Genomic DNA, 26,267 nt, shown 5'->3' with positions numbered 1-26,267 from the left:
GACTGTTATGTTTGATTATGAAACGCTGCGGTTTATTTGGTGGCTGTTGATCGGCGTGATCCTGGTGGCCTTTATGGTGACCGACGGATTTGACATGGGGGTCGGCTGCCTGCTGCCGCTGGTGGCGCGCAGCGACGACGAGCGACGCGTGCTGATCAATAGCGTCGGCGCTCACTGGGAGGGAAACCAGGTCTGGCTGATCCTGGCCGGCGGCGCGCTGTTCGCCGCCTGGCCGCGGGTCTATGCCGCCGCCTTTTCCGGCTTCTATGTGGCGATGATCCTGGTGCTATGCGCCCTGTTCTTTCGTCCGCTGGCCTTTGACTACCGGGGCAAGATCGCCGATGCGAGCTGGCGCACCCTGTGGGATATCGGGCTGGTGATCGGCAGCCTGGTACCGCCGCTGGTGTTCGGCGTGGCGTTCGGCAACCTGATCTTGGGGGTTCCCTTTGCCTTCACCCCGCAGCTGCGCGTGGAGTACTTCGGCACCTTCTGGCAGCTGTTGTCGCCCTTTGCCCTGCTGTGCGGGCTGCTCAGCCTGTGTATGGTGATCATGCAGGGCGGCGTCTGGCTACAGCTGAAGACCGATGGCGTGATCCGCCAGCGGGCCCGCTCGGCGACCAACCGCAGCGCGCTGCTGGTGGTGCTCTGCTTCCTGCTGGCCGGCTACTGGCTGTGGGTCGGCATCGATGGCTATGTGCTGCTCAGCCAGGACGCCAATGGTCCCTCCAACCCGCTGCTGAAGGCGGTTGCGGTGCTGCCCGGCGCCTGGATGAGTAACTTCATCCATTCGCCGCTGCTGCTGATCTTCCCGCTGCTCGGCGTACTGTGTCCGCTGCTGACCCTGTTCGCCAGCGCCCGTGGTCGTGCGGGGTGGGGTTTCCTGCTGGCGTCGCTGGCGCAGGCCGGGGTGGTGTTTACCGCCGGGGTGACGCTGTTCCCGTTTGTGATGCCCTCCAGCATTAACCCTGTCTCCAGTCTGACGCTGTGGGATAGCACCTCCAGCCAGATGACGCTGAGTATCATGCTGGTGATCGTGCTGATCTTTCTGCCGATCGTGCTGCTCTACACCCTGTGGAGCTACTATAAGATGCTGGGGCGGATTAACCCGGAGACGATCCGCCGTCACGATCACGAACTGTACTGAGGAGCGGGCGCGATGTGGTATTTACTGTGGTTTGTCGGCATTTTGCTGATGTGTTCGCTGTCTACCCTGATCCTGGTATGGCTTGAGCCGCGGCTGAAATAGCCTGAGTTAACCGGGGGCGGATCGATGCCGCCCCCGTCACCGTCCCACCGGCGTCGTCCGACGCCATTTTTATTCCCGCCTATAATATAATCATCATAACCACCAGATATTATTATCGAGTGATAAAATTTCTGCGTGTTAATTTTTATCGAGTGACGTAATGCGTAATAAGCCCCTATCCCGGGTCTACCGCACGCTCAATCATGAAATTCACTATATGATGAGCTTTATTGGCGGCTGCCTGGAAATCGTCAGTTTTATGTATTTATACAAGGCCTTAATCGGCTATATGACCTCTAACATGATCTTCGGCATTGCGGCGTTGGCCAATGGGGGGATGGACTTTGAGTCGGTCTACCATATTTCCATCATCCTGATCTGGATGGTGCTGGCGGCGCTGCATCAGCTGCTCGTCAACCGCTATCACTCCCGCCTGCACAGTCCGTGGCACGGCTATGCCATCGCCATGAGCATCAACTGCCTGCTGCTGCTGGCGTTTATGCTGCTGGGGGCGGCGATGAGTCGCTATGGGCTGCTGGGGGCCAAGCCGACGCCGCTGGTGATGCCGCTGGTGACCATCGGGCTGATCTTCATGTATATCCAGAACTTTGTGATTAAGCACGGGGGAACCCGTCAGCCGACGGCGACCTCGGTGGTGACCACGGTGTACGTGCTGATGATGAGCCGTCTGTTCAGCGTGTTCGATCGCCAGCGTAATCGACGCGAGCGGCTATGCCTGTACCATGAGGGTCTGCACTACCTGATGGTGATCGCGCACTTCTTTGTCGGGGCGCTGGTGACCGCGCTGCTGAGCCGGCACATCGGTTTCTACAGCCTGAGTCTGGCGCTGCTGGCGCTGCTGCTGTTTACCCTGCGCATCTGGGTGGTGCATGGCCGCCACCGGGCGGCGCTGATCTAGGCTGGACGCAGTAAAAACGGCAGCCGCTGGCTGCCGTTGGGATCTGGCGCGCGCCTCAGCGCTCCGTCGGCGAGGGAAGGCTGGCGCTGCTCATGGCGATCAGCGCCTTGCGGATCAGGAGATGAACCGGATCCTGCGACGAGCGCTCGTGCCACATCAGATGATACGGGAAGTGAATGGCCATGCCGGGAATGGCGACCGCCCGGTACTCTCCGCTTTCGACCAGCGCGTCGCCGACGCTGCGCAGCGTTATCAGCAGGGTATCATCGTCCACCAGCTCATCCAGCCAGCGGCGGAAGTTGTTGGTTAGGGTCATGGTGATGTTCAGCAGCCCCTCATCCAGGCGGTTGGCCTGCAGGAAGCTGTCCTGCAGGTAGGGACTGATATTGTAGATAATCAGCGGCGTGCAGAGCAGCTGCTCGCGGGTCATGGTCAGCATCTGCGTCGGCCGTTGGCCGATGGCGCGGACGCGGCGCAGGAACATGAATTCGGAGGATCCGAGCGTCTTCAGGTGAATTCCGCTGGGGCAGGCGTGGGGAAAGTGGCGTACGGCGACGTCCACGTTACCCTGCTTCAGGCTCTGCACGATGTCTTCTGCGGTGGTGGCGCTGGGCGGCCGGAAGTTGATCACCAGGTTGGGATACAGGGTGCGCACGTTGCCGATCAGGGCGGAGACCTCCTGAATATTGAACCAGTGCGGCAGGCAGATGTTATAGCGGTGCTTCACCCCGCAGCGCAGCTGGTCGATCATCGACTGACTGGCGTACAGCGTGTTGCGCACGATGGTGCACAGGGTCTCGCCGACCGGGGTCAGGGTAAACAGATTATTGCACTTGGTGTACAGCGGATCGTTGAACTCTTTGCGCAGCTCCATCAGTAGCTTGCTCATGGAGGGCTGGCTGATGCTCAGGCACTCGGCGGCGCGGCTGACGCTCTGCTCTTCGTTCAGCGCGGCCAGGGCGATCAGGGCGCCGTAGTGGGTGTCATACATGGACTTCAGAAAATTATCGTGCGACATGGCGTCACCTGTTGCGGTGTCGTATTCACCGTTAGCGATCATAGACAGGCCGACCGCCGCGGCGGCCGACCGGAGAAAATAGGGGCGTGGTTAGCGTGCGGCCCGTACGCCGCCGCTGACGCCGTGGGGACTAAACAGCACCTGCCACAGCTGGATATCCCGGGCGCGGAAGGCGCCGGCGCAGGCACAGAGATAGTAGCGGAACATACGGTAAAAACGTTCGCCGTAGCGATCCTTCAGTCGTGGCCAGGCGGCGCGGAAGCGAGCCTCCCATGCCATCAGCGTCTTATCGTAATCGCTCCCCAAATTGTGCCAGTCCTCCATGACCATCATCCCCTCGCTGCAGCTGACGATATCGCGCATGGAGGGTAGACGTCCATTAGGGAAAATATAGCGGTTAATCCAGGGATCGACACCGTGATCGGAGATATTACTGCCGATGGTGTGCAGCAGAAAACGCCCCTCCGGGTGCAGGCAGCGTTTGACCGTGTTGAAGTAGGTGGCGTAGTTTTTGGGGCCGACGTGCTCAAACATGCCGACGGAGACGATGCGCTCAAACGGCTGGTCCAGATCGCGGTAGTCCATCAGGCGCAGGGTCACCGGCAGACCGGCGCAGCGCTGGCGAGCCAGCTCGCACTGCTCCTGCGAGATGGTGATCCCGGTGACCTCCACGCCGTAGTTACGGGCCATGTACGCCGCCAGTCCCCCCCAGCCGCAGCCGATGTCGAGCACCCGCTGACCCGGCTGCAGATCGAGCTTGCGGCAGATTAGATCCAGCTTGGCCTCTTGGGCCTGCTCCAGCGTTTTGGCCTCTTTCCAGTAGGCGCAGGAGTACTGCATATGGGGATCGAGCATGGCCTCAAACAGATCGTTGCCCAGATCGTAGTGCTCGCGGGCGACCTGACCGGCGCGGCGGCGCGACTGCAGGTTAAACAGGCGGGCGCTGACGGCATAGATCAGATCGTTGAGGTTGCTGGGCAGCTTCTTGTCCAGGCCGTGGCGCAGGGCGCGGTCAAAAAACATATCCAGACGCTCGCAGTCCCACCAGCCGTCCATATAGCTCTCGCCCAGCCCCAGGGAGCCGGCCTTGAGCACGGTGGAGAACAGCTGCGGGTTATGGATCTGCAGGTCATAGGGCTGCTGCCCCTCAAGGCCAATGCCGGCCTGCTGCAGTAACGGCTGCAGGATATGGTAACTGCGGGACTGATAATCTATTTCGCTGACAACGGTGCTCATATTTATTCCGGAGATGAATTTTTTTCGCATAATATCCGGCGTTTATTATTGATAACAAAGCATATAAAAATTCCCATTTAGAATAAATTAATAGAATAAAATCATTCCAGGGTAAATATTCCACCCCAATGACCAGATTGATATGCTATTTAATAATAGATTACTCTCTTTTTAGGTCAGCGATTTTATGGTGTTTCGGGATAGCCTCTCCTGCTTGTCTCCGTTAAGGATGCCGCGGCCGCACGGCCGGGGCATTTCCCCTCGTCCTGCGCTGGAGCGCTCGCGATGAGGGGATGCGATCGCGTTATTCTGGCCGATCCCGACGGCCGCTTTATGCTCAACGCCATGCGTACCGCGATAGGGCTGACGCTGGGGATCGTGGTCGATCAGTGCGCTCCGTTCGCCGAATGGGGGATCTACAGCATTTTGCTGGGCGTATTCTCCGTGCAGGTGGTGATGGGCGATCGCCTCGTCAGCCATATGCTGAGCGTCCTGATCAATACCCTGCTGATCGGTAGCGCGGTGCTGCTGGGCAGCCTGTGCAGTATCCCGCTGCAGGTGGTGATGGTGGCGCTGCTGGCGGCCCTGACGCTGTATCTGTTCTCCCGTCGGCCCGCGATGGCCATGGTGTCACTGTTTGTGACGCTGTTCGCCATTATCGCCAATGGGCTGGCGCAGGCGCGGCCCCCGGTGATGGGACAGCTGATCCCGGCGCTGCTGGCCGGCGGCGCCTGCGCGCTGGTCGCCTTTCTCGTGCTTCCCGCCCGCACCAGTCGCCGCTACCGGCGGCGCCTGCCGCGCGTACTGCTGCACCAGCTGGGGGAGACCTGCCGCTGGCTGGCCTACCTGCCCGCCGTCCGCGATTTTAACCAGCTGGCGCCGGCGCTGAAAAAGGGCACCTTCAATCGTCAGGCGACGCTGCAGCGCCTGCTGAGCGCATACCACGCGGGATGTGACGGCGGCGGTGCGCCGCCGTCGCCCCGCACCGCGATGCTGATGGCGCTGGTGGAGGGGGTGATCACCCTGAGCTACTGGCCGGTGGAGCCGCTGGGGCGGGACGATCTGCGCCGGGTCAACGCACTGCGTCGGCGCTGCTTTCTGGCGCTGGCCTCGCTGCTGTGTCGGGTGGAGTCGCTGGACTACCGGCAGCGCGCGCAGCGGCTGACGGCGCTGCGCCAGTGGCTGTCGACCGCACTGCCTGAAGGGGCGCATCCCACGCTGCGCCTGCTGGTCTCCCTGCTGCTGGCGCTGGTGGAGCAATGCGCGCCGCTGGCGCGCCCGACGCCGCAGGAGGTGACATGCGATTGAGTGTTGTTAAGACGTCGCTGCCGCCGCTGGTGCTGCACCAGATGGCCAGCGCCGCGGTCTCCATGGTGGTGGCCCAGCTGCTGATCGCGTGGGTGCCGCTGGTTCAGGGATTTTGGGTTCCGCTGACGGCGCTGGTGGTCAGCCTGACCATCACCTCCTCATCGGCGGCGTTTCGCCGTGGTTTTCAGCGTGTGCTGGGAACGCTGTGCGGGGTCGCGCTGGGCAGCTGTGGGATCCTGCTGATCGATCATACGCTTATCTTCCAGATTCTGCTGGTGTTGACCGGGACGCTGGCCTACTGGAGCAAGTGCCTGAGCCGCTACTACGGCCTGTTTGTCTGCCTGATCACCACCCTGGTGGCGATGCTGCTGGCCAGCTTTTTTAATCATCAGCGTCTGCTGCTGTGGACGCTGCTCAGCTACCGCCTGATCGATACGCTGTGCGGCGCCCTGGTGGCCTATCTCTGTTCGCTGCTGATAATGCCGCGTCACCAGCATGATCAGGTCTTTGCGACCCTGAGCGGCCTGCTGCGCCGCATCGCCGGATTTAACCGGACCTGCCTACTGGCGGCCGGGGGAGAGTGGCGGGTGCCGGAGGGGGCCTTCTTTCACCATTTTGAGGAGCTGGAGCACTATGTGCACGGCAACCTGCCCATCTGGTCCTACGATCTGCTGTTCGATCGCTATATCTACGCGCGCTTTCAGCTGTTTACCCACCGCATCAGCCGCCTGATGCTGACGCTGAACCTGCTGCACAGCCTGACGACCCGTCTGCATCTGGCCGTGGATGATCCCTGGTATCGCGCGCTGTGCCTAAACAGCGTGGCCTTGACCCGTGTTATCGACGCTATCGTGGCGCTGCGGCTCGATCTGGCGCGCCGTCGCCTGCGGCGTCTGGAGCGGATTAATCGGCTGATCGGGGGGCAGGCCCTGGCCGCGCCGGGAGAGGACGGCGAGCGCCGGGCGCAGGTGTCGGCGCTGCTGCTGTCGATAGAGCATGACGTGGCCGCGATGCTGAATGGGGTATCGCTGACCTTCCTGTGCGATAAGGCCCGGGAGGATCGCCGTCTGCGCCCGTCGCTCGGCCCGCATCGCCGCGCCGCGCGGAAGGGGTAGGCGGTTTTGCGCGGCGTTGGCGACTATGCATCGCCGCGGTCGTCCGGCGGGTCGCGCAGCCAGGGCGGCGTCGGCGAGAAGTGCGCCGTTAGCGCATCGATCGTCACCCGTCGGCGTCGGGGCGCGTATTTATCGCTCGGCCAGAGAAGATGGATCGGCCGTCCGGCGGGGGCCGCCGACGTCAGCAGCGCGATCAACGCGCCGCGCCGGATCAGCGGCGCGGCCAGCCAGTCGGGCAACCGGGCGACCCCCAGCCCGGCCAGCGCGGCGTCGCGCAGCGCCATGACGTCATCCAATACCATCGCCTGTCGCACGGCGTAGTGCCGGGTCTCCCCGTCCCGATCGCGCAGCGGCCAGCGCTGATAGGGCTGGCTGACCAGGCACGGCGTGTGCGCCAGCGCCTCGGGCGCGTCGATGTCGGGACAGCGCGCCAGCAGGGCCGGAGCTGCGCAGAGGCAGGCGTGCTGAACGCCAATCTGACGGGCGATCAGCGTCGGGGCATTGGGCGGCGGGCCGATTCTGACCGCGATATCTACCCGTTCGTCGTCGAGAGCGATGGGCTGATTGGCGAAGCTGACCTCCGGGCGCAGCGCCGGGTAGCGCTGCACCAGGCGCTGAATAACGGGCAGGATCCAGCAGCGACCAAAGGCGACGGGGACGGAGAGGCGGATCGTCCCCTGAACCTCGCCGCGCTGCGCATGGGCCACATCCACTGCCTGCTCCAGGGCGTTAAAGGCCCGCAGGCTGTGCTGCAGGAAGGCGGCGCCTTCGTCGGTCAGCGCCACGCGGCGGGTGGTTCGCTGCAGCAGGCGCACGCCGAGGCGGCTCTCCAGCTTTGCCACGGCCTTGCCGATGGCCGAGCGTGAGCGGCACAGGCGTTCACCGGCCAGGGTAAAGCTCCCGCTCTGGGCGACGGCGATAAAGGCCTGAATACCATTAAGCTGTTCGTCTGACATCATCGTTTTCGCACTCCCGCCGGTGACGACATTGGGGAATTTAACTCCCCAAATCGGGGATATCTTTGCGCTAAATAATAAACAGTATCGCGTTTACCCTACAGCATATTCACTACGCCTGCGCCGCGTTGGCGCCGGGCGGCACACCATGGGGAAATATCACGCGATGCCTTTTCATACCCTGCGCGGGAAACAGATCGTTATTATCGGCGGTACGTCGGGACTGGGGCTGGCGACGGCCCGCATGGCGCTGGAGGCCGGGGCGCATGTGTATCTCGGCGGGCGTTCGCCCGCGCGGCTGATGGCCGCGCTGGCCACGCTAGGGAGAGGGGCCCGCGGTGAGACGATCGATGTGGCCAGCGAGGCGTCGGTCAACGCCTTCTTTGCCCCGCTTGATGGGATCGATCATGTCGCTATCACCGCGGCACAGATCGCGCCGGCGCCGCTGCTGCACGGCGATATGGCGGCGCTGCGGGTCAATATGGCGAGCCGGTTTTGGGGCGCGGTGTATGCCCTGCGCGCGGCGGTGCCGAAGATGGCCGCCGAGGGATCGCTGGTGCTGACCTCGGGGATGATCACGCGGCGGCCGTCGCCGGGTAAGTCCATCGCCGCCGCCGCCGCGAGCGCGGTTGAGACGCTGGCCCATAGTCTGGTCGGTGAGCTGGCGCCGCGCCGGATTAATGTGATTAGCCCCGGTCCGATGGATACGCCGCTGCTGGCGCAGGCGACGGGCGGCGACCCCGAGGCGCTGCGGGCGATCGCCGCGAGACTGCCGCTGCGGCGGCTGGGGCAGCCGGAGAGCTACGCGCGCAGCGCGCTGTTTGCCATGGCGAATCCCGATCTTAACGGCGAGGTTCTGCACCTGGACGGCGGGGCGGCGTGGGGCTGAGATCCCGGTTTGGCGCCCCCTCTCGTCCGGCGTCGGCGCACCTTGCTTTGCGGCATAAATGTTATCTCCATCACTAATTCATGCCGCAATTAATATGCTTTTTCATTTTTTGAGCGCGGTAGCAAAATATTTCCCCAGCGTGGTGATAGGATTAAATCATAATAAATTAAAAATGTTTTTATCCCATCTTATCCCGGCTCCTATGTGTGAGGAAAATAACATGAATCTCAAGCTGCAGCTGAAGATACTGTCGTTTCTGCAGTTCTACCTGTGGGGGAGCTGGCTGACGACGCTCGGCTCCTACATGTTTGTTACCCTGAAGTTTGACGGCGCGGCCATCGGGGCGGTCTACAGCTCGCTGGGGATTGCGGCGCTGTTTATGCCGACCCTGCTGGGGATCGTGGCGGATAAATGGATCAGCGCCAAGTGGGTCTATGCCGCCTGTCATCTGGTGGGGGCGCTGACCCTGTTCCTGGCGGCCCAGGTGACGACGCCAAGCGCCATGTTCGTGGTTATCCTGCTGAACTCGCTAGCCTATATGCCGACCCTGGGGCTGGTGAATACCATCTCCTATTATCGGCTGCAGAATGCGGGCATGGATATCGTCAGAGATTTTCCGCCGATCCGTATCTGGGGCACCATTGGGTTTATTCTGGCCATGTGGGCGGTCAGCTTCTCCGGCTTTGAGCTGAGCTACATGCAGCTGTATATCGGCGCCGTGGCCTCGCTGCTGCTGGGCCTGTTCGCCATGACGCTGCCCCATATTCCGGTGGCGAAGCACCAAGAGAAGCAGGGCTGGGCGGAGATGCTGGGGCTGAATGCCTTTAGCCTGTTCAAGACCCCCCGTATGGCGATCTTCTTTATTTTCTCCATGCTGCTGGGCGCCGAGCTGCAGATTACCAACATGTTCGGTAACCCGTTCCTGCACAGCTTCGATCAGAACCCGCTGTTCAGCGGCAGCTTTATCGTCGAGCACGCCTCGGTGCTGCTGTCGGTATCGCAGATCTCTGAGACCGCGTTCATTCTGACCATCCCGTTCTTCCTCGGGCGTTACGGTATCAAGAACGTGATGCTGATGAGCATGGTGGCCTGGATGCTGCGCTTCGGCCTGTTTGCCTACGGCGATCCGTCGCCGTTCGGCACCGTGCTGCTGGTGCTGTCGATGATCGTGTACGGCTGCGCCTTTGACTTCTTTAACATCTCCGGCTCGGTCTTTGTCGATCAGGAGGTCAAACCGTCCATCCGCGCCAGCGCACAGGGCATGTTCCTGATGATGACCAACGGATTCGGCTGTATTCTGGGCGGTATCGTCAGCGGTAAGGTGGTGGAGTATTACACCCAGGGCGGCGTGACCGACTGGCCGACCGTATGGCTGATCTTCGCCGGCTACTCGCTGCTGCTGGCCGTCATCTTCCTGTTCCTGTTCCGCTATCGCTATGTCCGACCGCAGGAGCAGAGCGCCGCCGTTCGCCAGGGGGCCTGATCCTCGCAGATATACCGGGTCGCACCGCAGGGTGCGGCCCGTTTTTTTTGCCATGGGAATGCCCTCCGCGCGCGCCTCCGTTGGCCTTGGCGCATCCGTTGTCTGTCGCGATCCCGGCCGTTAGGCTAGCCTTTTCCACTGTCGAATCTTACCCACGCAGGGGGCCGCATGACGATAGTACCGTTGGATGAAACCATGATGCGCCGCTGGGTCGCGCTGCGCGCCCAGCTGGCACCGCAGACGCCGCTGAGCCGCCACTGGCTTGAGGGCTGCGCGCTGCTGGATGCCGCCCCTTACGCCGCCCTGCTGGCGTTGGACGCCGAAGGCGAGGCGCAGGGGTTTGTGGAGATTGCGCTGCAGCCGGAGACGTTATCGCGCGGTGCGCCTGCCCGGCTGCGGCTGTGCTGCCTGTTCGTGTCGCCCGACCGGCGCCGGCGCGGGGTGGCGACGGCGCTGATGGCGGCGGCGGCGGCCTGGGGACGGCAGCGCGGATGCGCGGAGATGGTGACGGCGGTGGCGCTGGAGGATAGGGCGCAGCAGCGTATGCTGACTGCGCTGGGGCTGACCGAGCAGGTGCGGCAGGTGACCTACCGTCTACCGCTGTGAGATAAGCCGCGCGCCGGGGCGGCGCGCGGTAGAATAGCGTCCCGGCAGGCGGGACGCGGACAGGGCGATTATACGGTGGCCGGCGCCAGCGGGCGGGAGCCGTGGCGGCGCGCGCTGTTGATCCAGGTCACGGAGCCCATGACGGCGATCGCGGTCAGCAGGATATACTCCAGCGACATGGCGTAGACTCCCTGGATGGCGTAGATCACCACGCTGATGATGTCGATCACCACCCACAGCAGCCAGTTCTCAACGTATTTGCGGGTCATCAGCACCATCGCGGCGATGGAGAGCACCAGCATGGTGGAGTCCCACAGCGGGAAGGCATCCGGCTGCAGATCCGGCATGACGACGGCGACGCCCATGCCCTGCAGCAGATCGATGGCGATGCGGGTGAGGACGGCGAACACCGGATCGATAAAGCGGGTCATCAGGGCAATGGCGACCAGGCAGACCAGGATCAGGGTCAGCGCCTTGCCGCGCGACAGCCAGCGTACCCTGAGGGCCGCCTCGTTATCGCCGTTCTGCCGACTCCAGGCGTACCAGCCGTACAGGTTGGCGGCGAAGAAGAACACCTGCAGCAGCAGGCTGGCGTACAGCTGGATCTGGAAAAAGATGGCGGCAAATAGGGTGACGTTGATCAGCCCAAACAGGTAGTTGATGATCTTCTCTTTGCTGGCAAACCAGATACACAGCAGGCCAAACAGCGTGCCGATGGCCTCGATCCATGACAGGGCATATCCGCCTTCGCCGAGGGGAATGTTTGCCATTACGTTGTTAATGCTGAAAAAATCCATGATCAGTTCCCCTTGTTATAATCCTGTCGGATGGCGTTGAGGGCCAGCTCGATCTCGCGGGCTTCGCCGCGCTGGCTGTGCGCTTCCTGCTGTTGGTAGTCGTTGATGCCCTGCTCCAGCCCCCCGTTGTGGGTGACCACCACGTTGAGCACCGAGGCGGTGCGCAGGCCGCGCAGCGCGCCGACCACCATCAGCGGCGCGGTTTCCATATCGGCGGCCAGAATACCGCGCGCCGACCACGCGGCGTCCAGCTCGGCCTCTCGGTCGGTATAAAAGCTGTCGTGGCTGCGCACATAGCCGCAGTGCGCAGGGAACGCCAGGCGCTCGGCCTCGGCGCGCAGCAGGTGCACCAGACCGCTGTCGGCGCAGGCCGGGTAGCCGGCGGGCGCATAGGCGCGGCTGGTCCCCTCATCGCGCACCGCGCCGCTGGCGATCACCAGATCGCCCATCGCCATGTGATCCTGCAGGGCGCCGCAGCTGCCGATACGGATCAGGGTGGTGACGCCGATGCGACGCAGCTCCTCCACGGCGATGGCGGTCGATGCGCCGCCGATGCCGGTGGAGACGGCCAGGATTTCGATGCCGTGGAACTCGCCGCGCAGCGCGCGGAATTCACGGTTTTGCCCCAGCGGCTCGACCTTCGCCAGAAAGCGGGCGACGTGCTCAACGCGCTGCGGATCGCCGGGCAGCAGCGCATAGCGTGCCTGGGTCATCGCGCGGCTCAGGCGGATGTGCGGTTGTAGTTCCATCGGGCTCCTCATACGTCTGTATTACAGACCGGCTTCACGCTGCAGGCTGTCGGGATCAAGCAGGGTAATATGCTCCCCATCAACCGCGATAATCTGCTGCTCCTTCAGGGTGAATAGGATTCGGTTAATGCTGCGCACGGCGGCGGCGAACTCGTGACTGAGCTGCTGTTTATCCAGCGCGATGCGCGTGCTCTCCTGCTGCGCAAAGCGTTGCCACAGCGCCAGCGATACCCGCTGTTGCAGGGTATACAGGCTGTCGGCACCGGCCTTGGCGGACAGGTGATAATACTGCTGGCTGCAGGTACGCAGTATGCGTTGATTAAAATGGTTATCCAGCGCCAGCCAACGGTGGAAGTCATCGCGGGTGAGCTCCAGTAGACGCGTCTCGCGGGTGGCTTCGACCGAGCAAATATAGGGGCGCTGTTCAAATATTTCCAGCTCCCCCAAGATGTCTCCCTGGTGGTAGCGAGCCTGCTGATAACGGCGTCCGTCGTCAGCTTCAAAAAAGATGTCGGCCTCTCCCCGTAGTATCAGTCGGAAATGCTGGCAGATATCGCCCTGCCGGCAGATCAGTTCGTTCTGCGCGACGGTGCGCGCGGACCAGCGGCGCATGACGCTCAGCGGACAGTGCTTTACCCAATCGTAGAGGGCGGCGTTGGCGGTGACCTGCGCAATGATGGCCTGCCACGCTTCGCTGTGCATGCCGCAGTTAGCTTTGAACACTATAGATATTCCTTCGGTTACGGGACAGGACGGGCGTCCGGTGCGGCAGCGACGGGGGCGTAAAAACTGCCGACGGGCTCTGATATTACACACCCGCCCGGGACAAATGTCCCGGGCGGGTGTGTTGTGGCGGGATATGTGACGACGATCTCGTTTGGATGCGCCGCGGACGGACTCAGATCAGGACGATCAGCAGCAGCAGTCCCACCAGCATCACCGGCGCGGTGCGCTTGACCAGATCGAGCGGCGAGACGCCGACCATGCCGGCGACCACGATGGCGGCGGCGGAGAGCGGCGAGGCGGTGCGCCCCAGGTAGCTGGCGAAGGCGGCGGCGGTCCCCAGGCTGGTGCCATCCATGCCAAAGGCAGCGGCGTGGGGGGTTATGGCCTCGTTGAAGGCGTAGGCCGCGGCGTCGCCGGAGCCTATCACGATGGCCATCAGGAATGGGCCGACGGTGCCGCCGAAGCGGGCGGCCTGCGGGTAGTCGATCAGCAGCGTTTTGGCGGCATCGATAAGCCCTATGGCGCTCAGACCGGCCACGAAGACCCCGGCGCAGATGATAATGCCGAACACGTCGCTGTAGGCTTTGCCCATGCCGTCGAAGAAGGCCGGAATCGCTTTGCCCGGGTGGGTCCGAGTGACCAGCAGGGTGGCGAGGATCCCCCACATGACCGCCTGCGGCACCCCCATCTTCAGCCAACTGACGCCGCCGAAGGCGCCGAGCATCAGCAGGGTGACCGGCAGCAGCGGCATCAGCGCGGCCAGCAGGTTGATCGGCTGGTGGTCGGCCTGCATCTCGCTTTCCAGCGTTGAATGATAGCCGCGATGCTCACGGCGCAGCAGGGCGGTCAGCGTCATGCCGACCATGATCAGCAGCCCCAGCCACACCACGGTCATGGCGCGTGAACCGATGATGGTCATCACGTCGCCGCCGACGATTTTGGCCACCAGGGCCATGTGCGGACTGCCCGGATTGAGCAGGCTGGCGCCGAAGGTGCCCGCCAGCACCGCGGCGCCGGCCATTACCGGGTGGATACCCGCCGCCAGCTGCAGCGGAATCATGGTGATACCGGCGGCGGCGGCGGCCCCGGCGGCGCTGGGCAGCGCCAGCTGGACGAAGGTGGTCAGCAGAATGGTGCCGGGGATCAGCAGCAGGCCGACGCGCCGCAGCGGTACGCTCAGCAGGCGTACCAGGTGGCGGTCACAGCCGGTAAACTTCATCACGGTGGCGAAGCCGATGGCCGACAGAATCGCCTGGATCAGCCCCTCGGAGACCATCTTCTGGGCAAAGCTGTTCATCGCCGCCATCGGGTCGGCGGCCAGCAGGCACATCAGCAGGCCGGAGAACAGCAGCACGGTGCGGGTATCCTGGCGTTTGATCAGCAGGATCACCGTCAGGATCAGGATCACAATACCGGCAATAACTAACATGGTTTAGTCTCCCGAGACAGGGCGTTGGTAGATGACATGGCGCTGCGCATCGCAGGGCGGCTCCTGCGCCAGCCGAGCGCGCAGGGCATCGAATTCGGCCAGCCACTGGCTGCGCCAGCGCGCCTTGAGCGGCGCCGGCTGCCAGCAGGCATCGATGGCGTTGGCCAGCATGATTCGCACCCCGTCGAGATCGAAGCCGAACTCCTCCACCATGACCCGATAGCATTCGGCGCCGTTGGTGTCGTGCATATGCCAGTCGTCGGTGGCTGGGATCAGGTTGATGCCCGCCGCCGCCATGCGGCGGATCGGGTGGTGCTGGCGCCACGCGTCGCGATCGGGCCAGCGCGTGAGGAAGAAGGTGTTGCTGGGCACCACGGTAAAGGGAACGCCGTCGCGGGCGCAGCGCGCCATCAGCTCGGGGTTATCGACGATGCTGTAGCCGTGATCGATGCGATCGAGGTGCAGCAGATCCAGTCCACTCTCCACGTTACGCCAGTGCAGACCAAACTCGCTGCAGTGGCCGGTCAGGCGCAGCCCGCCCTGGCGCGCCAGGCGGTAGGCTTTCCAGAAGTGCTCTATCGGCGCATCGTGTTCGCGGTAGTCGATGCCGATGCCGGGCACCAGCGGGTGCGGGTGCGCTAGCACCGTCTCCACCATGCGCACGGCCTCTTCGGGGCTCTTTTCGCGGTTGATGGCCGGCAGGAACAGCGCGTGGATATCCCAGCGTTGGGCGGCGCAGGCCAGCCCCTCCGCCAGCGCGGCGGTGACCTCGGCATAGGGCAGCGCGGTGTCAGACGGGTTCCAGAACAGCTCCAGGTGGCGTACGCCAGTCGCCGCGGCGTCCTCGGCCACCTCCTGCATTACCCGGCAGTAATCCTGGGGGCGCGTCAGCAGCGGGTAGAGGAAGTTAAGGGCGGCGATGCCGCCTTTGACCTGACCGGTCTGAGCCTGATAGCGGCGGTAGAAGCTCTTGGCATCGCGTTCAGTGAGGGGCACGCCCGCCTGCTTCGCCAGGTCGCGCATCGTCTCCAGGCGAACGCCACCCAGCAGGTGGTAGTGCAGATCCAGTTTGGGGAATTGGGCCAGAAAGTCCGGCCAGGTAATCGTTTGCGTCGCTGACATTGACGTATCCCGCGGCAGAAAAAGGGAAAGGCGCATCATAGGGGAGCGCACGTCGGGCGTGAAATGCTATTCCGGCATGGCTCAGGCCGATTCGGCACCGGGGCCGGTTTTCCGCCGGCGTGCGAAGCGCTTAGCGCGCCGGGGCGGGGGGCGGCCAGAAGGCGTGGCCGGCGTCGATGCGCTGCGCCAGTCGCTGCCAGAAGGCCTCGGCGCGCTGGTGCAGGCGGGCGCGGTTGCGATAGAGGCGGATCTGATAGGGGACGCGCCAGCGCTGGCGATCCACGGCCACCAGCCGGCCCTCCGCCAGCTCCGCGCCGATCTGGCAGTCGGCGAGCCAGGTCAGACCGTGGCCGCGCAGCGCCATCTGACGGTGCAGATCGCACAGCGAGGCCTCAAACAGCGGCTGGGCGGGGAAGGGATACTGGGGCATCAGACGCTCTACCATGCGGGCGCTGTAGGAGTCCGGGGTGTAGCGCAGCACCGGTACCGGGTGCTCCCCCGGCTGAAAGCGGGCCTTGCCGTTGGCATCGGGGGCGCTGACCAGCAGCAGATCGCCGCGTCCGAGCAGCAGGTTGTCAAACGGCGGCTGCAGCAGGGCGTGGTTATCAAAGGCCAGCAGGAAGTCGCTCTCTCCCTCCATCAGCGCCTCGACGGCGAAGTCCACCCGCAGAATATCGACGCCGAAGGGTAAAGGCGCCGGGTCGTCCGCGGTGACCGCGGCGATCAGGTCGAGCAGAAAAGGGAAGGAGAGGCTGTGGGGGGCGCTGAAACGCACCGGGTGGAGTAGGGCCTGCGGGCGTCCGTTGATGTTGTTCAGCCCCTCGCGCCATTGGTTGGTCATCGCGTGGGCCAGCAGGCGAAACTGATAGCCGGCGGGGGTCAGGGTCACCGGCGTGGTGCTGCGATCGACCAGCTGCTGGCCGACGCTCTGCTCCAGCGCCCGGATATGGCGGCCAAAGGCCGGCTGAGTGATATTGCGGCTGGCGGCGGCGCGGGAAAAGTTACGCAGCTCTGCCAGTGCCAGAAAGTCTTCAAGCCAGCCTATCTCCATCTCTGCTCCCCTTCCGCGGTTTTCCGGATGCTCCCCCGCTATCCTGCCCTCTCGGCCAGTGGTATGACAACCCCGCCGCGCGATTCTCGGCGAATAATATATTTTTCCCGAACATATATGTAGGAAAAATAATTTGAGTGATAAATATGGAGATTAAATCATCGGTATTTACGATGTTATTAAGCTGTTCAATTCGAATTATTTGGTGATCGAAAGCGCAGAATTGTATCTCTGATAAGGGAATTACCGGAAATGTGAGGCATGTACTGCCTACTTATCCGATAGCTAAAATAAGATGTCATACAGAAATTGGCGTAATCACTTATTTGTTCAGACCAAAAGTAACACATATTCAACCAATATCAGGGAGCCTTGCTATATGAAACTGAAAACTTTTTCCCGTCATATCCTCTGCGCAGCCGTGCTTTCTCTGATCGCTGGCGGCGCACAGGCAGCAGAGAAAGTCACGCTGAAACTGGCTCATAACCTTGAGCGCAGCCACGTTGTGCACCAGGCCTTCGAGCAGATGGCGAAAGAGGTACAACAACTTTCTAACGGCAATATGCGCATCCGCATTTACCCCAGCAGCCAGATGGGCAGCGCCCGCGAAACCCTCGAACTGCTGCAGAACGGCGCGCTGGATATGACGAAAGGCTCCGCCAGCGATCTGGAATCATTCGATAACGTCTACGCCATTTATAATATGCCGTACCTGTTTAAGGATCAGCAGCACTTTGATAACGTCGTGTATGGTCCGGTCGGCAAAGAGATTATGGACTCCACCAAGGATAAGGGCTTCTTCGCCATGTCCGCCTACGTCGCCGGTACCCGCAGCTTCTATGCCAAGAAGCCGATCACCTCGCCTGCCGATCTGAAAGGGATGAAAATCCGCGTACAGGCCAGCCCGACCACCATCAAGATGGTGGAGCTGATGGGCGGCTCTCCGACGCCGATCTCCTTCGGTGAAGTGTATACCGCCATGCAGCAGGGCGTGGTGGATGGCGCGGAGAATAACGTGCCGTCCTGGGTGCAGACCCGCCACATCGAAATCGCCAACGTCCTGTCTGAAGATGAGCACGCCTCGATTCCGGACTACCTGGTCATCGCCACCAAAACCTGGGAGAAGCTGACCCCGGAGCAGCAGGACATCCTGACCAAAGCCGCCCGTAATTCTGAGGCCTACCAGCAGAAGCTGTGGGATCAGGTCGATGCCGAGTCCCGTGCGCAGGCCAAAGCGATGGGCGCTAGCATCGTCAGCGTAGACAAGGCACCGTTCCGCGCCGCCGTACAGCCGCTGTATGACGAGTTCCGTAAGGATCCGAAGCAGGCCGCGCTGCTGGACAAGTTTGAAGCCGCTGCGCAGTAATGCCGTTATGCGCGGGCGAGAGATACGCCCGCGCCGTTTCATCCCGCTATTTGGATAGACCGTATGATTCTCGATCGGATCAAAAAAATCGTCGACCGCAGTATCGCCTCGTTTGCGGTGGTGGTGATGGTGGCGCTGGTGGCCTGCGTCGTCTGGCAGGTGTTCAGCCGTTATGTGCTCAGTCAGCCCAGTACCCTGACCGATGAACTGGCGCGTTTTCTGATGATTTGGGTCGGCCTGCTGGGCGCCGCCTATACCGTGGGCGCCCAGCGCCACCTCTCTATCGATCTGCTGGCGATGTCGGTCAATGCCCGCACCCAGGCTGCGCTGAGCGTACTGGTCAATCTGCTGGTGATGGTGTTCTCGTTCCTGGTGATGATCGTCGGCGGACGGATGCTGATCGAAAAGACCCTGGAGACGGCGCAGCTGTCGGCGGCGATGCAGATCCCGATGGGGTATGTCTATTTTATTCTGCCGCTGAGCGGCGCCATCATCATTTTTTATAGTCTGTATTTTGTGATCAGCGGAATGAAGAAACTGGCCGGTCCGCAAGGAGTGAATAACTGATGGATAGCTATATCGCCCTGACCCTGTTTGGCAGCTTCTTCTTTCTGGTGTTTGTCGGCGTGCCGATCTCATTTTCTATCGGTATCGCCACCTTTGCCTCCATGCTGCTGATGTTCCCGTGGGAAATCGCCACCATTACCGTCGCACAGCGCCTGGCCAACGGGCTGGATAACTTTGCGCTGCTGGCGATCCCGTTCTTTATCTTTGCCGGCACCTTGATGAACAGCGGCGGCATCGCCATCCGGCTGATCAACCTGGCCCAGGTGATGGTGGGGCGCGTTCCCGGCTCGCTGGGGCACGTTAACGTGCTGGCCAACATGATGTTCGGCTCCATCTCCGGTTCGGCGGTGGCGGCGGCGGCGGCGGTGGGGGGCACCCTGCACCCGATCCAGACCCGCGAAGGCTATGATCCGGCCTTCTGTACGGCGGTGAACGTGTCGTCCTGTATCACCGGGCTGTTGATCCCGCCGTCCAACGTGCTGATCGTCTTCTCCCTGACCGCCGGCGGCGTGTCCGTGGCATCGCTGTTCCTGGCCGGCTATCTGCCGGGGATCTTGATGGGGCTGTCGATCATGGTGGTGTGCGCCTTTATCGCCAAGGCGCGTAATTACCCGGTCAGCGCGCGTCCGACCCTGCGTCAGGCGGGTAAAGCCCTGTGGGATGCCTGGCCCAGCCTGCTGCTGGTGTTCATCGTGATGGGCGGGATCCTCGGCGGCGTATTTACCGCGACCGAGGCCTCGGCGATCGCCGTGGTGTACACCTTTGTACTGTCGGTGCTGATTTATCGCGAGGTGAAGTGGCGCGATCTGCCGCGGCTGATCCTGGAGTCGGTGGTGACGACCTCGATCGTCCTGCTGCTGATCGGCTTCTCCGTCGGCATGTCCTGGGCGATGACCAACGCGGATATCCCTTACATGATCAGCGATGCGCTGATGGGGATTTCGGAAAACCCGATCGTCATCCTGCTGCTGATCAACATTGTGCTGCTGATCGTCGGCATCTTTATGGACATGACCCCGGCGGTCCTGATCTTTACCCCGATCTTCCTGCCGATTGCGCAGGAGCTGGGGATGGATCCGGTACACTTCGGTATCATGATGGTCGCCAACCTGTGTATCGGTCTGCTGACGCCGCCGGTCGGGAGCGCGTTGTTCGTCGGCTGCTCTATCTCCGGCGTGAAGATCCAGCAGCTGATTAAGCCGCTGCTGCCCTTCTACCTGGCGCTGATCGTCGCGCTGATGATGATCACCTATATCCCGCAGATCTCCCTGTTTGTGCCGCGGTTGTTCGGCCTGATGTAAGCGGAGTCACCCCCCAAAAAGGCAGAGTTTATCTCTGCCTTTTTGCGTTCTGTCACCCGCCGTCGGATAGAAACATCCCGCGCGTCACGGAACAACGTGGGATAACGGGTCTGAGCGCCGACGCCACGCACGGTTACGGAGCACGCCCTCGTACCCTATAACGCTGGTATGTCAGCGAAATGACACGGCAGCGCGGTCGGGGGGCGAGGGGGGAAACGGACATGGTGATAGCCGGTTGGCGCGACCTGACGGGATGTTTCAGAAAAACCAACGGGGGGCTTCGTTATCACCGAATTATCTGGTCTAGCAGCTCACAAAAAGTAGATTTAGCGACGCGGAGAATTGCGCCGTCGGCTGCCTGTGAGATAATGAGCCGGTTCGCGGGATTCGGCTAAAATTCCGCTGAACGACTCCCGATTCTGACAGATCGGGTTCAGAAAGCAGAGAGGCTCTCCCCCCTCTGCTTTCGCCTTTCTATCCCCTGTCGTCTTCCTCGCCGTCGCCCGTGCGTCCGCGTATACATTCCACGTTTCTGCTCCGATGAACGTTCTCGTCCACCTCTGCGTTTATATCCGCCTCTACCCCCACCTCCGCGTTCACCCCCATCTCCGCGGCCTCTACCTTTACCTCTGCGCCTGCGTTATACGCGTGCGGGCATCGCCGATAGGGGACAGGCGCGTCGCGGCGCCGCCGCCCTGCGGTGTGGCGGCGATCACGTAGACTGCAACCGGTTTCTGAAACCGGTTGCAGTCTTTTTTTGTCACAGACTATACTGCGGATCGGGGCGCCCGCGGGGCGCAGAGCAAGCGATGGCGTGACGCCGAGGAGTAATGGTCATGGGATTTCCCGAGGGGTTTTTGTGGGGGGCGGCGACGGCGGCTTATCAGGTTGAAGGGGCGCATGAAGCCGACGGCAAGGGACTGTCCGTGTGGGACGTTTACTCGCATCAGCCTGGCACGACCTACCAGGGCAGCAACGGTGATGTGGCGGCCGACCACTATCACCGCTTTCGTGAGGATATCGCCTTGATGGCCGAGCTGGGGATGACCTCATACCGCTTCTCGCTCTCGTGGTCGCGGCTGCTGCCGGAGGGAACCGGGCGGGTCAATGAGGCGGGCGTGCGCTTTTACAGCGAGCTTATCGATGCGCTGCTGCAGCACAATATCCGCCCGATGATCACGCTATACCACTGGGATCTGCCGCAGGCGCTGCAGGATCGCTTCGGCGGCTGGGCCGATCGTCGTATCGTGGATGCCTTTGAGGAGTACGCCAGCCTGTGTTACGCCCGCTTCGGCGATCGGGTCGATCTGTGGTCGACCTTTAACGAAACCATTGTCTTTATCGGTATGGGGTACTTTACCGGCCAGCATCCTCCGGGGCTGAAGGATCCGCGCGTCGGTATTCAGGCCTGTCACCATGTATTTCTGGCCAACGCGCGGGCGGTAAAGCGTTTTCGCGAGATGGGCGTGGCTGGGCAGATCGGCTTCGTTAACGTGATGCAGCCGAACGATCCCATCAGCCAGCGTCCCGAGGATCTGCGCGCCTGCGCACTGGCCGAGGGGATCTACACCCACTGGCTGTTCGATCCGGTGCTGAAGGGTAGCTATCCGTCGGAGCTGCTGGCGATGGCGCAGCAGGCGTTTGGCGTACCGCAGTTTGCCCCGGGCGATGCGGCGCTGCTGCGGGAGAACACCGTCGATTTTATTGGGCTGAACTACTACAAACGCGAGATGATCGCCGCCAATGAGGATATACAGGGCTTTGATCTCAATACCAGCGGAGAGAAGGGCAGCGGCGGCGGCATGGGGTTTAAGGGGCTGTTTAAGATCGTACGCAACCCCGATGGTGTTTACTCCGACTGGGACTGGGAGATCTATCCGCAGGGGCTGACGGAGGCGATTGCGCGCATCTGTCGGCGCTACGGCGAGATCCCCATTTACATCACCGAAAACGGGCTGGGGGCCAAAGATCCCATCATCGACGATGAGATAGCCGACCAGCCCCGTATCGACTACCTGCGCGACCATATCGCCGCCGTCGAGCAGGCCATCGCCGAAGGCGCCGACGTGCGCGGCTACTACCCTTGGTCGTTTATCGATCTGCTCTCGTGGCTAAACGGTTACCAGAAGCAGTATGGCTTCGTGTATGTCGATCGGCAGCGGGATCTGGCACGGCGCAAGAAGCGCAGCTTCTACTGGTATCAGCAGGTGATCCGCAGCAACGGCGCTCAGCGTTAAATCCTGGCCTCCTGACGGCAGCGCCCGGCTGGTTTTTCCCGCCTCAGCGTTTATGATAAAGGGATAGGGCCGCCGTTGGCGGCAGACAGAGACGGTCGCGTTGCCGTCGCAGTGCAGGAGTGGTCTCTCAGTAACGATGAACGGACGGAGCAGAGGTTTCTTTGGCCTGATCCTGGCCCTGAGTGTCATGATCGTGGGTGGCGTGGCGCTGGCGCAGCACCCTGCGCGCGGGGTCAGCGATGAGCCGACGCAACAGACGGAAGCGTCGATCGAGCAGCTGACGCGCCAGGCACGGGTGGTGGCCTATCTTCAGGCGAACCAGCGGCTGCCTGACTACTATATAACCAAGCGTCAGGCGCGAGCGGCGGGCTGGGATCCCGCTCGCGGCAACCTGTGCCAGGTGGTGCCCGGGCGGGCCATCGGCGGCGATCGTTTCGCCAACCGCGAGGGGCGTCTGCCGCAGCAGGCGCACCGGATCTGGCGTGAAGCCGATATAAACTATCGCTGTGGCCGTCGTCAGGCGGATCGTGTACTGTACTCTAACGACGGTCTGATTTATGTCACCCGTGATCACTATCGACACTTTACCCGTATGGAGTGATCGCCATGCAAAAAGTCCAGTTTGATTTTAACCAGATAGCTGATTTAGCGGCGTTCTATCGCCAGTTTTCCCAGGCCTTTACGCTGGCGCCGAGGTTTGGCAATAACCTTGATGCGCTGTGGGATGTGCTGACCGGCGATATCGGGATGCCGCTGGAGATTACGTTCGTCAACTTCGACGCCGCGAAGAAGCGACGCTTTGCGGCGCTGGTGCTGCTGTTTGAAGCCGCCGAAGAGGAGCTGGAGGGCGAGCTGCGCTTTAACACCTACGATAGGGCGGCCTAGCGCGGTGGAAAACGGCGCTACCGGCCAAGCGGCCGGCAGGCGCGTTGTATCAGTCGTTCGTTTCTGCCAGCGTGCGCAGATATTGGAAGATCTGACGTGCGGATTTGGGGGGCTTGTTACCGTCCCGCTCTTTTTTGGCGTTGCGGATCAGGGCACGCAGCTGCTGGCGGTCGGCGTGGGGATAGAGGTTCAGAACCTCGGTGATCGTCTCATCGCCATCGTTGATCAGACGGTCGCGCAGCTGCTCCAGCTTATGGAACAGAGCAACCTGCTGATTGTGGCGGTTTTTCAGCTTATCCAGCGCCGTTTGGATCGGCTCGGGATCGCGCTGGCGCAGCAGTTTACCGATCAGCTGCAGCTGGCGACGACGCCCCTCTTTCTTGATGCGCTGCGCCAGTTCAATTGCGGCGCGCAGATCTTCATCCAGCGGGATGCGATCCAGCGCATTTTTCCCGAGGTCTACCAGTTCGGCCCCCAGGGCTTTCAGGGCTTCGGCATCGCGTTTGATTTCGCTTTTGCTGACCCAGATGATTTCATCATCATCTTCGTTCTCTTGTTGGCCTGGGATCTCGTCCAGCCACTCTTCGTCTGGATGTTTGTGCATGGCAGTTTCCTTAAAAAATGGCGCACATCCTAACAGGTGTACGCGCGCGTGTCGCGCAATTATCGGCCCGCGCCGACGCCGCGGCCGGCCGCGGCCGATGGATGACCCGTAAGACGGTTTCCCGTGCAGAAGTATATACCCGGCGCCCGTTTTACGGCAGGGAATGTTCGCCATCGCCCCCCGTGCGCCGCGCTGTGGCGACGAAAAAGAGCGCGTTACGCGTGGTCTGTCGCGCGACGACGAGGACGGCTCGACGCAGTGCGTTGAAATTAATTCTCTGATTAATAATACATATTAATATTTAATTGGCGGATTGTGATCTGATTGGGGATATATAATATTTTGCTAAATCGTTTTTTTTGATCTGTTAACGGTGGCGGAAAGAGGGACCGAACACGGAACGTCGGTCAGGGAAAATTAATTTGTCATAGGTTTTGACTCGAAAGACAATATAATTATAATGCCGCGGTCTAAATTAATATAGGTTAGTTATGTCAGATTTGTTGAAGTCACTGAATAATATTCGTACGCTGCGTGCCTATGCACGCGAAACCCAGATTTCCGTTCTGGAAGAGATGCTGGATAAGTTGCGCGCCGTGGTAAGCGAGCGCCGTGAAGAGATCGAGCAGGCTGAGAGCAGCCGTCGCGAGCGTGAAGAGAAGCTGAAGTCCTACCGCGAAATGCTGATGGCCGAAGGGATCTCTCTGGATGATTTGCTGGAGATGGAAAAGGTCACCGAGCGTAAAGCTAAGCGTGCGCCGCGTCCGGCTAAATATGAATATCTGGATGAGAACGGCGAAATTAAGCAGTGGACCGGTCAGGGCCGCATGCCGAAAATGATCAAGATTGAAGTTGATGCCGGTAAATCCCTGGATGATTTCCTGATCAAATAAATTCTCCGACCGTCATGATGCTCCCCGTTAGCGCAGGGGCATGACGGTCGCGCCGTTATTTGCGGCGGCTCCGCGCGTCCCGTCTTTTCTTATCTCATCCTTTCGCCGGGTCGCGCTGCGCCTTCGGCACGGCGCCCGCACCGCGGCGGGTCTGCGCCGGCAACGAAATTCGCTGCGCTTCCTGTTACACTCTTAGCTGCTGTTCCCTCATTGGGCGCCGTTGTCCCTGGGCGGTTGTCGGCGATCGCGCTGGCCTGTACCGCTGCCGGCTGTCCGCGGGAGATACGGCCCTGTATTACTCAGGCTGCGGCCTGTTGTCATAGCCGACGGCGCGGTGTCGTCCGGTTTAACCGTTTTGCAATCATGGCGGATTAATGAAAGTCATCAATCAGGTAGCAGAGCAGCGCAAGGCGCTGGAAGAGGCCGTGGCGCAGGCGCTGACGCTGGCGCAGGCCGGAGCGGATGCGGCAGAGGTGGCGGTGACCCGGACCACCGGCATCAGCGTCAGCACCCGCTTTGGTGAGGTCGAGAACGTCGAGTTTAACAGCGACGGCGCGCTGGGGATCACCGTCTACCATCAGCAGTGTAAAGGCAGCGCCTCCTCGACCGATCTCAGCCGGCAGGCCATCGCGCGTACGGTGCAGGCGGCGTTGGACATTGCGCGCTACACCTCTCCGGACCCCTGCGCCGGGCCGGCGCCGCGCGATCTGCTGGCGTTTGAGGCGCCGGATCTGGATCTGTTTCACCCGGCGGAGCTGAACGCTGAGCAGGCGATTGCACTGGCGGCGGAGGCCGAGCAGGCGGCCCTGAGCGCCGATGCACGCATCACCAATACCGAGGGCGGTAGCTTCAACAGCCACTATGGCATCCGCGTCTTCGGCAACAGCCACGGCATGCTGCAGAGCTACTGCTCCAGTCGTCACTCTCTCTCCAGCTGCGTGATTGCCGAGCAGAACGGCGATATGGAGCGCGATTACGCCTATACCATCGCCCGTGATATGGACGATCTGCGCTCCGCGCGCTGGATCGGCGAGGAGTGCGCCCGCCGAACGCTGGCGCGCCTGGCGCCGCGTCGTCTGCCCACTATGCAGGCGCCGGTGATGTTCGCCGCAGAGGCCGCTACCGGGCTGTTCGGCCATCTGGTCGGGGCCATTAGCGGCAGCAGCGTGTACCGCAAGTCCACCTTTTTACTCGACAGCCTGGGCCAGCAGATCCTGCCCTCCTGGCTGACCATCGATGAGCAGCCGCACCTGCTGCGCGGTCTGGCGTCGACCCCGTTCGACAGCGAAGGGGTTCGCACCACGCCGCGCCGCATTGTACAGGACGGCGTGCTGCAGACCTGGCTGCTGACCAGCTATTCGGCGCGTAAGCTGGGGCTGCATAGCACCGGTCACGCCGGCGGCATTCATAACTGGCGTATCGCCGGCCGCGGGCTGGGATTTGAACAGATGCTGCGGGAGATGGGGCGCGGATTCCTGGTCACCGAACTGATGGGGCAGGGGGTGAGCGCGGTGACCGGCGACTATTCGCGCGGCGCATCCGGTTTCTGGGTGGAGAACGGCGAGATCCAGTACCCGGTGAGCGAGGTCACCATCGCCGGCAATCTGCGCGATATGTGGGCCAACATGGTCACGATAGGCGACGATATTGAGACGCGTAGCAACATTCAGTGCGGCTCGGTGCTGCTGGACAGCATGCAGATCGCCGGGGAGTAAGGGGGATCTCATCGCCCCCGACGCTGCCGGGGTTTTGCCTCTCTGCGGA

26 protein-coding genes are annotated in these 26,267 nt (G+C 61.9%); 16 read left to right on the top strand and 10 right to left on the bottom strand.

Features of this window, described 5'->3' with window-relative positions; translation table 11 throughout:
• Nucleotides 1–7 precede the first annotated feature (7 nt).
• The 3 genes from appB to L1P05_RS14360 all read left to right on the top strand — a co-directional run bounded on the left by appB (nucleotide 8) and on the right by L1P05_RS14360 (nucleotide 2,165).
• Nucleotides 8–1,144 carry a cytochrome d ubiquinol oxidase subunit II gene (gene appB, locus L1P05_RS14370; RefSeq protein ID WP_012849815.1) on the top strand — a complete coding sequence of 379 codons (1,137 nt, stop codon included), beginning with the start codon at nucleotides 8–10 and terminating at the stop codon, nucleotides 1,142–1,144.
• A gap of 12 nt (nucleotides 1,145–1,156) precedes the next feature.
• On the top strand, nucleotides 1,157–1,246 hold the full coding sequence (gene cbdX, locus L1P05_RS14365; RefSeq protein WP_015462307.1) for a cytochrome bd-II oxidase subunit CbdX: 90 nt from the start codon (nucleotides 1,157–1,159) through the stop codon (nucleotides 1,244–1,246).
• Between the two features lie 160 nt (nucleotides 1,247–1,406).
• The gene (locus L1P05_RS14360) at nucleotides 1,407–2,165 is read left to right on the top strand and encodes a YoaK family protein (protein ID WP_012849814.1); all 759 of its coding nucleotides are present in this window, start codon (nucleotides 1,407–1,409) and stop codon (nucleotides 2,163–2,165) included.
• A 55-nt stretch (nucleotides 2,166–2,220) separates the two neighbouring features.
• On the opposite strand, the gene L1P05_RS14355 is transcribed toward L1P05_RS14360, so the two are convergent.
• Both L1P05_RS14355 and cfa read right to left on the bottom strand, forming a co-directional pair.
• Nucleotides 2,221–3,183: a LysR family transcriptional regulator gene (locus L1P05_RS14355; protein ID WP_015462305.1), complete on the bottom strand. Its 963-nt coding sequence runs from the start codon at nucleotides 3,181–3,183 to the stop codon at nucleotides 2,221–2,223.
• A 90-nt stretch (nucleotides 3,184–3,273) separates the two neighbouring features.
• Entirely contained in the window at nucleotides 3,274–4,419 is a 1,146-nt protein-coding gene (gene cfa, locus L1P05_RS14350; RefSeq protein ID WP_015462304.1) for a cyclopropane fatty acyl phospholipid synthase, read from the bottom strand.
• Nucleotides 4,420–4,704: 285 nt separating this feature from the next.
• On the opposite strand from cfa, the gene L1P05_RS14345 reads away from it, so the two are divergent.
• Together L1P05_RS14345 and L1P05_RS14340 are read left to right on the top strand one after the other, a co-directional pair.
• Nucleotides 4,705–5,727, top strand: a complete 1,023-nt coding sequence (locus L1P05_RS14345; protein WP_012849811.1) for a hypothetical protein — start codon at nucleotides 4,705–4,707, stop codon at nucleotides 5,725–5,727.
• Nucleotides 5,718–6,842 carry an FUSC family protein gene (locus L1P05_RS14340; protein ID WP_012849810.1) on the top strand — a complete coding sequence of 375 codons (1,125 nt, stop codon included), beginning with the start codon at nucleotides 5,718–5,720 and terminating at the stop codon, nucleotides 6,840–6,842. The genes L1P05_RS14345 and L1P05_RS14340 overlap by 10 nt, the downstream gene beginning before the upstream one ends.
• 23 nt (nucleotides 6,843–6,865) lie before the next feature.
• Here the strand turns inward: L1P05_RS14340 and L1P05_RS14335 are convergent, their stop codons facing one another.
• Entirely contained in the window at nucleotides 6,866–7,801 is a 936-nt protein-coding gene (locus tag L1P05_RS14335) for a LysR family transcriptional regulator (protein ID WP_012849809.1), read from the bottom strand.
• A gap of 145 nt (nucleotides 7,802–7,946) precedes the next feature.
• Here L1P05_RS14335 and L1P05_RS14330 point away from each other — a divergent pair, with 145 nt between their 5' ends.
• The 3 genes from L1P05_RS14330 to L1P05_RS14320 all read left to right on the top strand — a co-directional run bounded on the left by L1P05_RS14330 (nucleotide 7,947) and on the right by L1P05_RS14320 (nucleotide 10,776).
• Complete coding sequence (locus tag L1P05_RS14330; RefSeq protein WP_226064134.1) at nucleotides 7,947–8,687, top strand: SDR family oxidoreductase; 741 nt, start codon at nucleotides 7,947–7,949, stop codon at nucleotides 8,685–8,687.
• Nucleotides 8,688–8,907: 220 nt separating this feature from the next.
• The gene (locus L1P05_RS14325; RefSeq protein WP_041692539.1) at nucleotides 8,908–10,170 is read left to right on the top strand and encodes a nucleoside permease; all 1,263 of its coding nucleotides are present in this window, start codon (nucleotides 8,908–8,910) and stop codon (nucleotides 10,168–10,170) included.
• A gap of 168 nt (nucleotides 10,171–10,338) precedes the next feature.
• Nucleotides 10,339–10,776, top strand: coding sequence for a GNAT family N-acetyltransferase (locus L1P05_RS14320; protein ID WP_226079106.1), 438 nt, complete (start codon nucleotides 10,339–10,341; stop codon nucleotides 10,774–10,776).
• 68 nt (nucleotides 10,777–10,844) lie between these two features.
• Here the strand turns inward: L1P05_RS14320 and pnuC are convergent, their stop codons facing one another.
• From pnuC to L1P05_RS14290, 6 genes are all read right to left on the bottom strand, one after another.
• Nucleotides 10,845–11,573 (bottom strand): nicotinamide riboside transporter PnuC, encoded by a 729-nt coding sequence (gene pnuC / locus L1P05_RS14315; RefSeq protein ID WP_012849805.1) that lies wholly within the window; start codon nucleotides 11,571–11,573, stop codon nucleotides 10,845–10,847.
• A 2-nt stretch (nucleotides 11,574–11,575) separates the two neighbouring features.
• Nucleotides 11,576–12,322 (bottom strand): nucleoside phosphorylase, encoded by a 747-nt coding sequence (locus tag L1P05_RS14310; RefSeq protein ID WP_012849804.1) that lies wholly within the window; start codon nucleotides 12,320–12,322, stop codon nucleotides 11,576–11,578.
• Nucleotides 12,323–12,343: 21 nt separating this feature from the next.
• Nucleotides 12,344–13,045 carry a Crp/Fnr family transcriptional regulator gene (locus L1P05_RS14305; protein WP_012849803.1) on the bottom strand — a complete coding sequence of 234 codons (702 nt, stop codon included), beginning with the start codon at nucleotides 13,043–13,045 and terminating at the stop codon, nucleotides 12,344–12,346.
• 175 nt (nucleotides 13,046–13,220) lie between these two features.
• Nucleotides 13,221–14,477, bottom strand: a complete 1,257-nt coding sequence (gene dcuC / locus L1P05_RS14300; protein ID WP_012849802.1) for a C4-dicarboxylate transporter DcuC — start codon at nucleotides 14,475–14,477, stop codon at nucleotides 13,221–13,223.
• A gap of 3 nt (nucleotides 14,478–14,480) precedes the next feature.
• Nucleotides 14,481–15,599 carry an adenosine deaminase family protein gene (locus tag L1P05_RS14295; RefSeq protein WP_012849801.1) on the bottom strand — a complete coding sequence of 373 codons (1,119 nt, stop codon included), beginning with the start codon at nucleotides 15,597–15,599 and terminating at the stop codon, nucleotides 14,481–14,483.
• 130 nt (nucleotides 15,600–15,729) lie between these two features.
• Complete coding sequence (locus L1P05_RS14290; RefSeq protein WP_012849800.1) at nucleotides 15,730–16,650, bottom strand: LysR family transcriptional regulator; 921 nt, start codon at nucleotides 16,648–16,650, stop codon at nucleotides 15,730–15,732.
• 379 nt (nucleotides 16,651–17,029) lie between these two features.
• Between L1P05_RS14290 and L1P05_RS14285 the strand changes: the two genes are divergently transcribed.
• The 6 genes from L1P05_RS14285 (at nucleotide 17,030) to L1P05_RS14260 (ending at nucleotide 23,006) form a co-directional block, all read left to right on the top strand.
• Entirely contained in the window at nucleotides 17,030–18,016 is a 987-nt protein-coding gene (locus tag L1P05_RS14285) for a TRAP transporter substrate-binding protein (protein WP_012849799.1), read from the top strand.
• Between the two features lie 63 nt (nucleotides 18,017–18,079).
• Nucleotides 18,080–18,583: a TRAP transporter small permease gene (locus L1P05_RS14280; RefSeq protein ID WP_012849798.1), complete on the top strand. Its 504-nt coding sequence runs from the start codon at nucleotides 18,080–18,082 to the stop codon at nucleotides 18,581–18,583.
• Nucleotides 18,583–19,884 carry a TRAP transporter large permease gene (locus tag L1P05_RS14275; RefSeq protein WP_012849797.1) on the top strand — a complete coding sequence of 434 codons (1,302 nt, stop codon included), beginning with the start codon at nucleotides 18,583–18,585 and terminating at the stop codon, nucleotides 19,882–19,884. The genes L1P05_RS14280 and L1P05_RS14275 overlap by 1 nt, the downstream gene beginning before the upstream one ends.
• Nucleotides 19,885–20,720: 836 nt before the next feature.
• Nucleotides 20,721–22,121, top strand: a complete 1,401-nt coding sequence (locus tag L1P05_RS14270) for a GH1 family beta-glucosidase (protein WP_012849795.1) — start codon at nucleotides 20,721–20,723, stop codon at nucleotides 22,119–22,121.
• Nucleotides 22,122–22,257: 136 nt separating this feature from the next.
• On the top strand, nucleotides 22,258–22,722 hold the full coding sequence (locus L1P05_RS14265) for a ribonuclease domain-containing protein (protein WP_012849794.1): 465 nt from the start codon (nucleotides 22,258–22,260) through the stop codon (nucleotides 22,720–22,722).
• A gap of 5 nt (nucleotides 22,723–22,727) precedes the next feature.
• Nucleotides 22,728–23,006, top strand: a complete 279-nt coding sequence (locus L1P05_RS14260; RefSeq protein WP_012849793.1) for a barstar family protein — start codon at nucleotides 22,728–22,730, stop codon at nucleotides 23,004–23,006.
• Nucleotides 23,007–23,055: 49 nt separating this feature from the next.
• Here L1P05_RS14260 and yjgA read toward each other — a convergent pair whose 3' ends face one another.
• On the bottom strand, nucleotides 23,056–23,610 hold the full coding sequence (yjgA, locus tag L1P05_RS14255; protein WP_012849792.1) for a ribosome biogenesis factor YjgA: 555 nt from the start codon (nucleotides 23,608–23,610) through the stop codon (nucleotides 23,056–23,058).
• A gap of 491 nt (nucleotides 23,611–24,101) precedes the next feature.
• Between yjgA and L1P05_RS14250 the strand changes: the two genes are divergently transcribed.
• Together L1P05_RS14250 and pmbA are read left to right on the top strand one after the other, a co-directional pair.
• On the top strand, nucleotides 24,102–24,503 hold the full coding sequence (locus L1P05_RS14250) for an H-NS family histone-like protein (RefSeq protein ID WP_012849790.1): 402 nt from the start codon (nucleotides 24,102–24,104) through the stop codon (nucleotides 24,501–24,503).
• A 374-nt stretch (nucleotides 24,504–24,877) separates the two neighbouring features.
• Nucleotides 24,878–26,218, top strand: coding sequence for a metalloprotease PmbA (gene pmbA / locus L1P05_RS14245; protein WP_012849789.1), 1,341 nt, complete (start codon nucleotides 24,878–24,880; stop codon nucleotides 26,216–26,218).
• Nucleotides 26,219–26,267 lie beyond the last annotated feature (49 nt).

The organism is Edwardsiella piscicida (assembly GCF_021733145.1).
Taxonomy (GTDB): domain Bacteria; phylum Pseudomonadota; class Gammaproteobacteria; order Enterobacterales; family Enterobacteriaceae; genus Edwardsiella; species Edwardsiella piscicida.
Note: the sequence above shows the minus strand (reverse complement) of the source record. Positions and strands in the feature narration are given on the sequence as shown.

Bases quoted from the DNA above. Each gene is read 5' to 3' on its own strand.
- appB (WP_012849815.1), top strand. From the start codon at position 8: ATGTTTGATTATGAAACGCTGCGGTTTATTTGGTGGCTGTTGATCGGC.
- cbdX (WP_015462307.1), top strand. From the start codon at position 1,157: ATGTGGTATTTACTGTGGTTTGTCGGCATTTTGCTGATGTGTTCGCTG.
- L1P05_RS14360 (WP_012849814.1), top strand. From the start codon at position 1,407: ATGCGTAATAAGCCCCTATCCCGGGTCTACCGCACGCTCAATCATGAA.
- L1P05_RS14355 (WP_015462305.1), bottom strand. From the start codon at position 3,183: ATGTCGCACGATAATTTTCTGAAGTCCATGTATGACACCCACTACGGC.
- cfa (WP_015462304.1), bottom strand. From the start codon at position 4,419: ATGAGCACCGTTGTCAGCGAAATAGATTATCAGTCCCGCAGTTACCAT.
- L1P05_RS14345 (WP_012849811.1), top strand. From the start codon at position 4,705: ATGAGGGGATGCGATCGCGTTATTCTGGCCGATCCCGACGGCCGCTTT.
- L1P05_RS14340 (WP_012849810.1), top strand. From the start codon at position 5,718: ATGCGATTGAGTGTTGTTAAGACGTCGCTGCCGCCGCTGGTGCTGCAC.
- L1P05_RS14335 (WP_012849809.1), bottom strand. From the start codon at position 7,801: ATGATGTCAGACGAACAGCTTAATGGTATTCAGGCCTTTATCGCCGTC.
- L1P05_RS14330 (WP_226064134.1), top strand. From the start codon at position 7,947: ATGGGGAAATATCACGCGATGCCTTTTCATACCCTGCGCGGGAAACAG.
- L1P05_RS14325 (WP_041692539.1), top strand. From the start codon at position 8,908: ATGAATCTCAAGCTGCAGCTGAAGATACTGTCGTTTCTGCAGTTCTAC.
- L1P05_RS14320 (WP_226079106.1), top strand. From the start codon at position 10,339: ATGACGATAGTACCGTTGGATGAAACCATGATGCGCCGCTGGGTCGCG.
- pnuC (WP_012849805.1), bottom strand. From the start codon at position 11,573: ATGGATTTTTTCAGCATTAACAACGTAATGGCAAACATTCCCCTCGGC.
- L1P05_RS14310 (WP_012849804.1), bottom strand. From the start codon at position 12,322: ATGGAACTACAACCGCACATCCGCCTGAGCCGCGCGATGACCCAGGCA.
- dcuC (WP_012849802.1), bottom strand. From the start codon at position 14,477: ATGTTAGTTATTGCCGGTATTGTGATCCTGATCCTGACGGTGATCCTG.
- L1P05_RS14295 (WP_012849801.1), bottom strand. From the start codon at position 15,599: ATGTCAGCGACGCAAACGATTACCTGGCCGGACTTTCTGGCCCAATTC.
- L1P05_RS14290 (WP_012849800.1), bottom strand. From the start codon at position 16,650: ATGGAGATAGGCTGGCTTGAAGACTTTCTGGCACTGGCAGAGCTGCGT.
- L1P05_RS14285 (WP_012849799.1), top strand. From the start codon at position 17,030: ATGAAACTGAAAACTTTTTCCCGTCATATCCTCTGCGCAGCCGTGCTT.
- L1P05_RS14280 (WP_012849798.1), top strand. From the start codon at position 18,080: ATGATTCTCGATCGGATCAAAAAAATCGTCGACCGCAGTATCGCCTCG.
- L1P05_RS14275 (WP_012849797.1), top strand. From the start codon at position 18,583: ATGGATAGCTATATCGCCCTGACCCTGTTTGGCAGCTTCTTCTTTCTG.
- L1P05_RS14270 (WP_012849795.1), top strand. From the start codon at position 20,721: ATGGGATTTCCCGAGGGGTTTTTGTGGGGGGCGGCGACGGCGGCTTAT.
- L1P05_RS14265 (WP_012849794.1), top strand. From the start codon at position 22,258: ATGAACGGACGGAGCAGAGGTTTCTTTGGCCTGATCCTGGCCCTGAGT.
- L1P05_RS14260 (WP_012849793.1), top strand. From the start codon at position 22,728: ATGCAAAAAGTCCAGTTTGATTTTAACCAGATAGCTGATTTAGCGGCG.
- yjgA (WP_012849792.1), bottom strand. From the start codon at position 23,610: ATGCACAAACATCCAGACGAAGAGTGGCTGGACGAGATCCCAGGCCAA.
- L1P05_RS14250 (WP_012849790.1), top strand. From the start codon at position 24,102: ATGTCAGATTTGTTGAAGTCACTGAATAATATTCGTACGCTGCGTGCC.
- pmbA (WP_012849789.1), top strand. From the start codon at position 24,878: ATGAAAGTCATCAATCAGGTAGCAGAGCAGCGCAAGGCGCTGGAAGAG.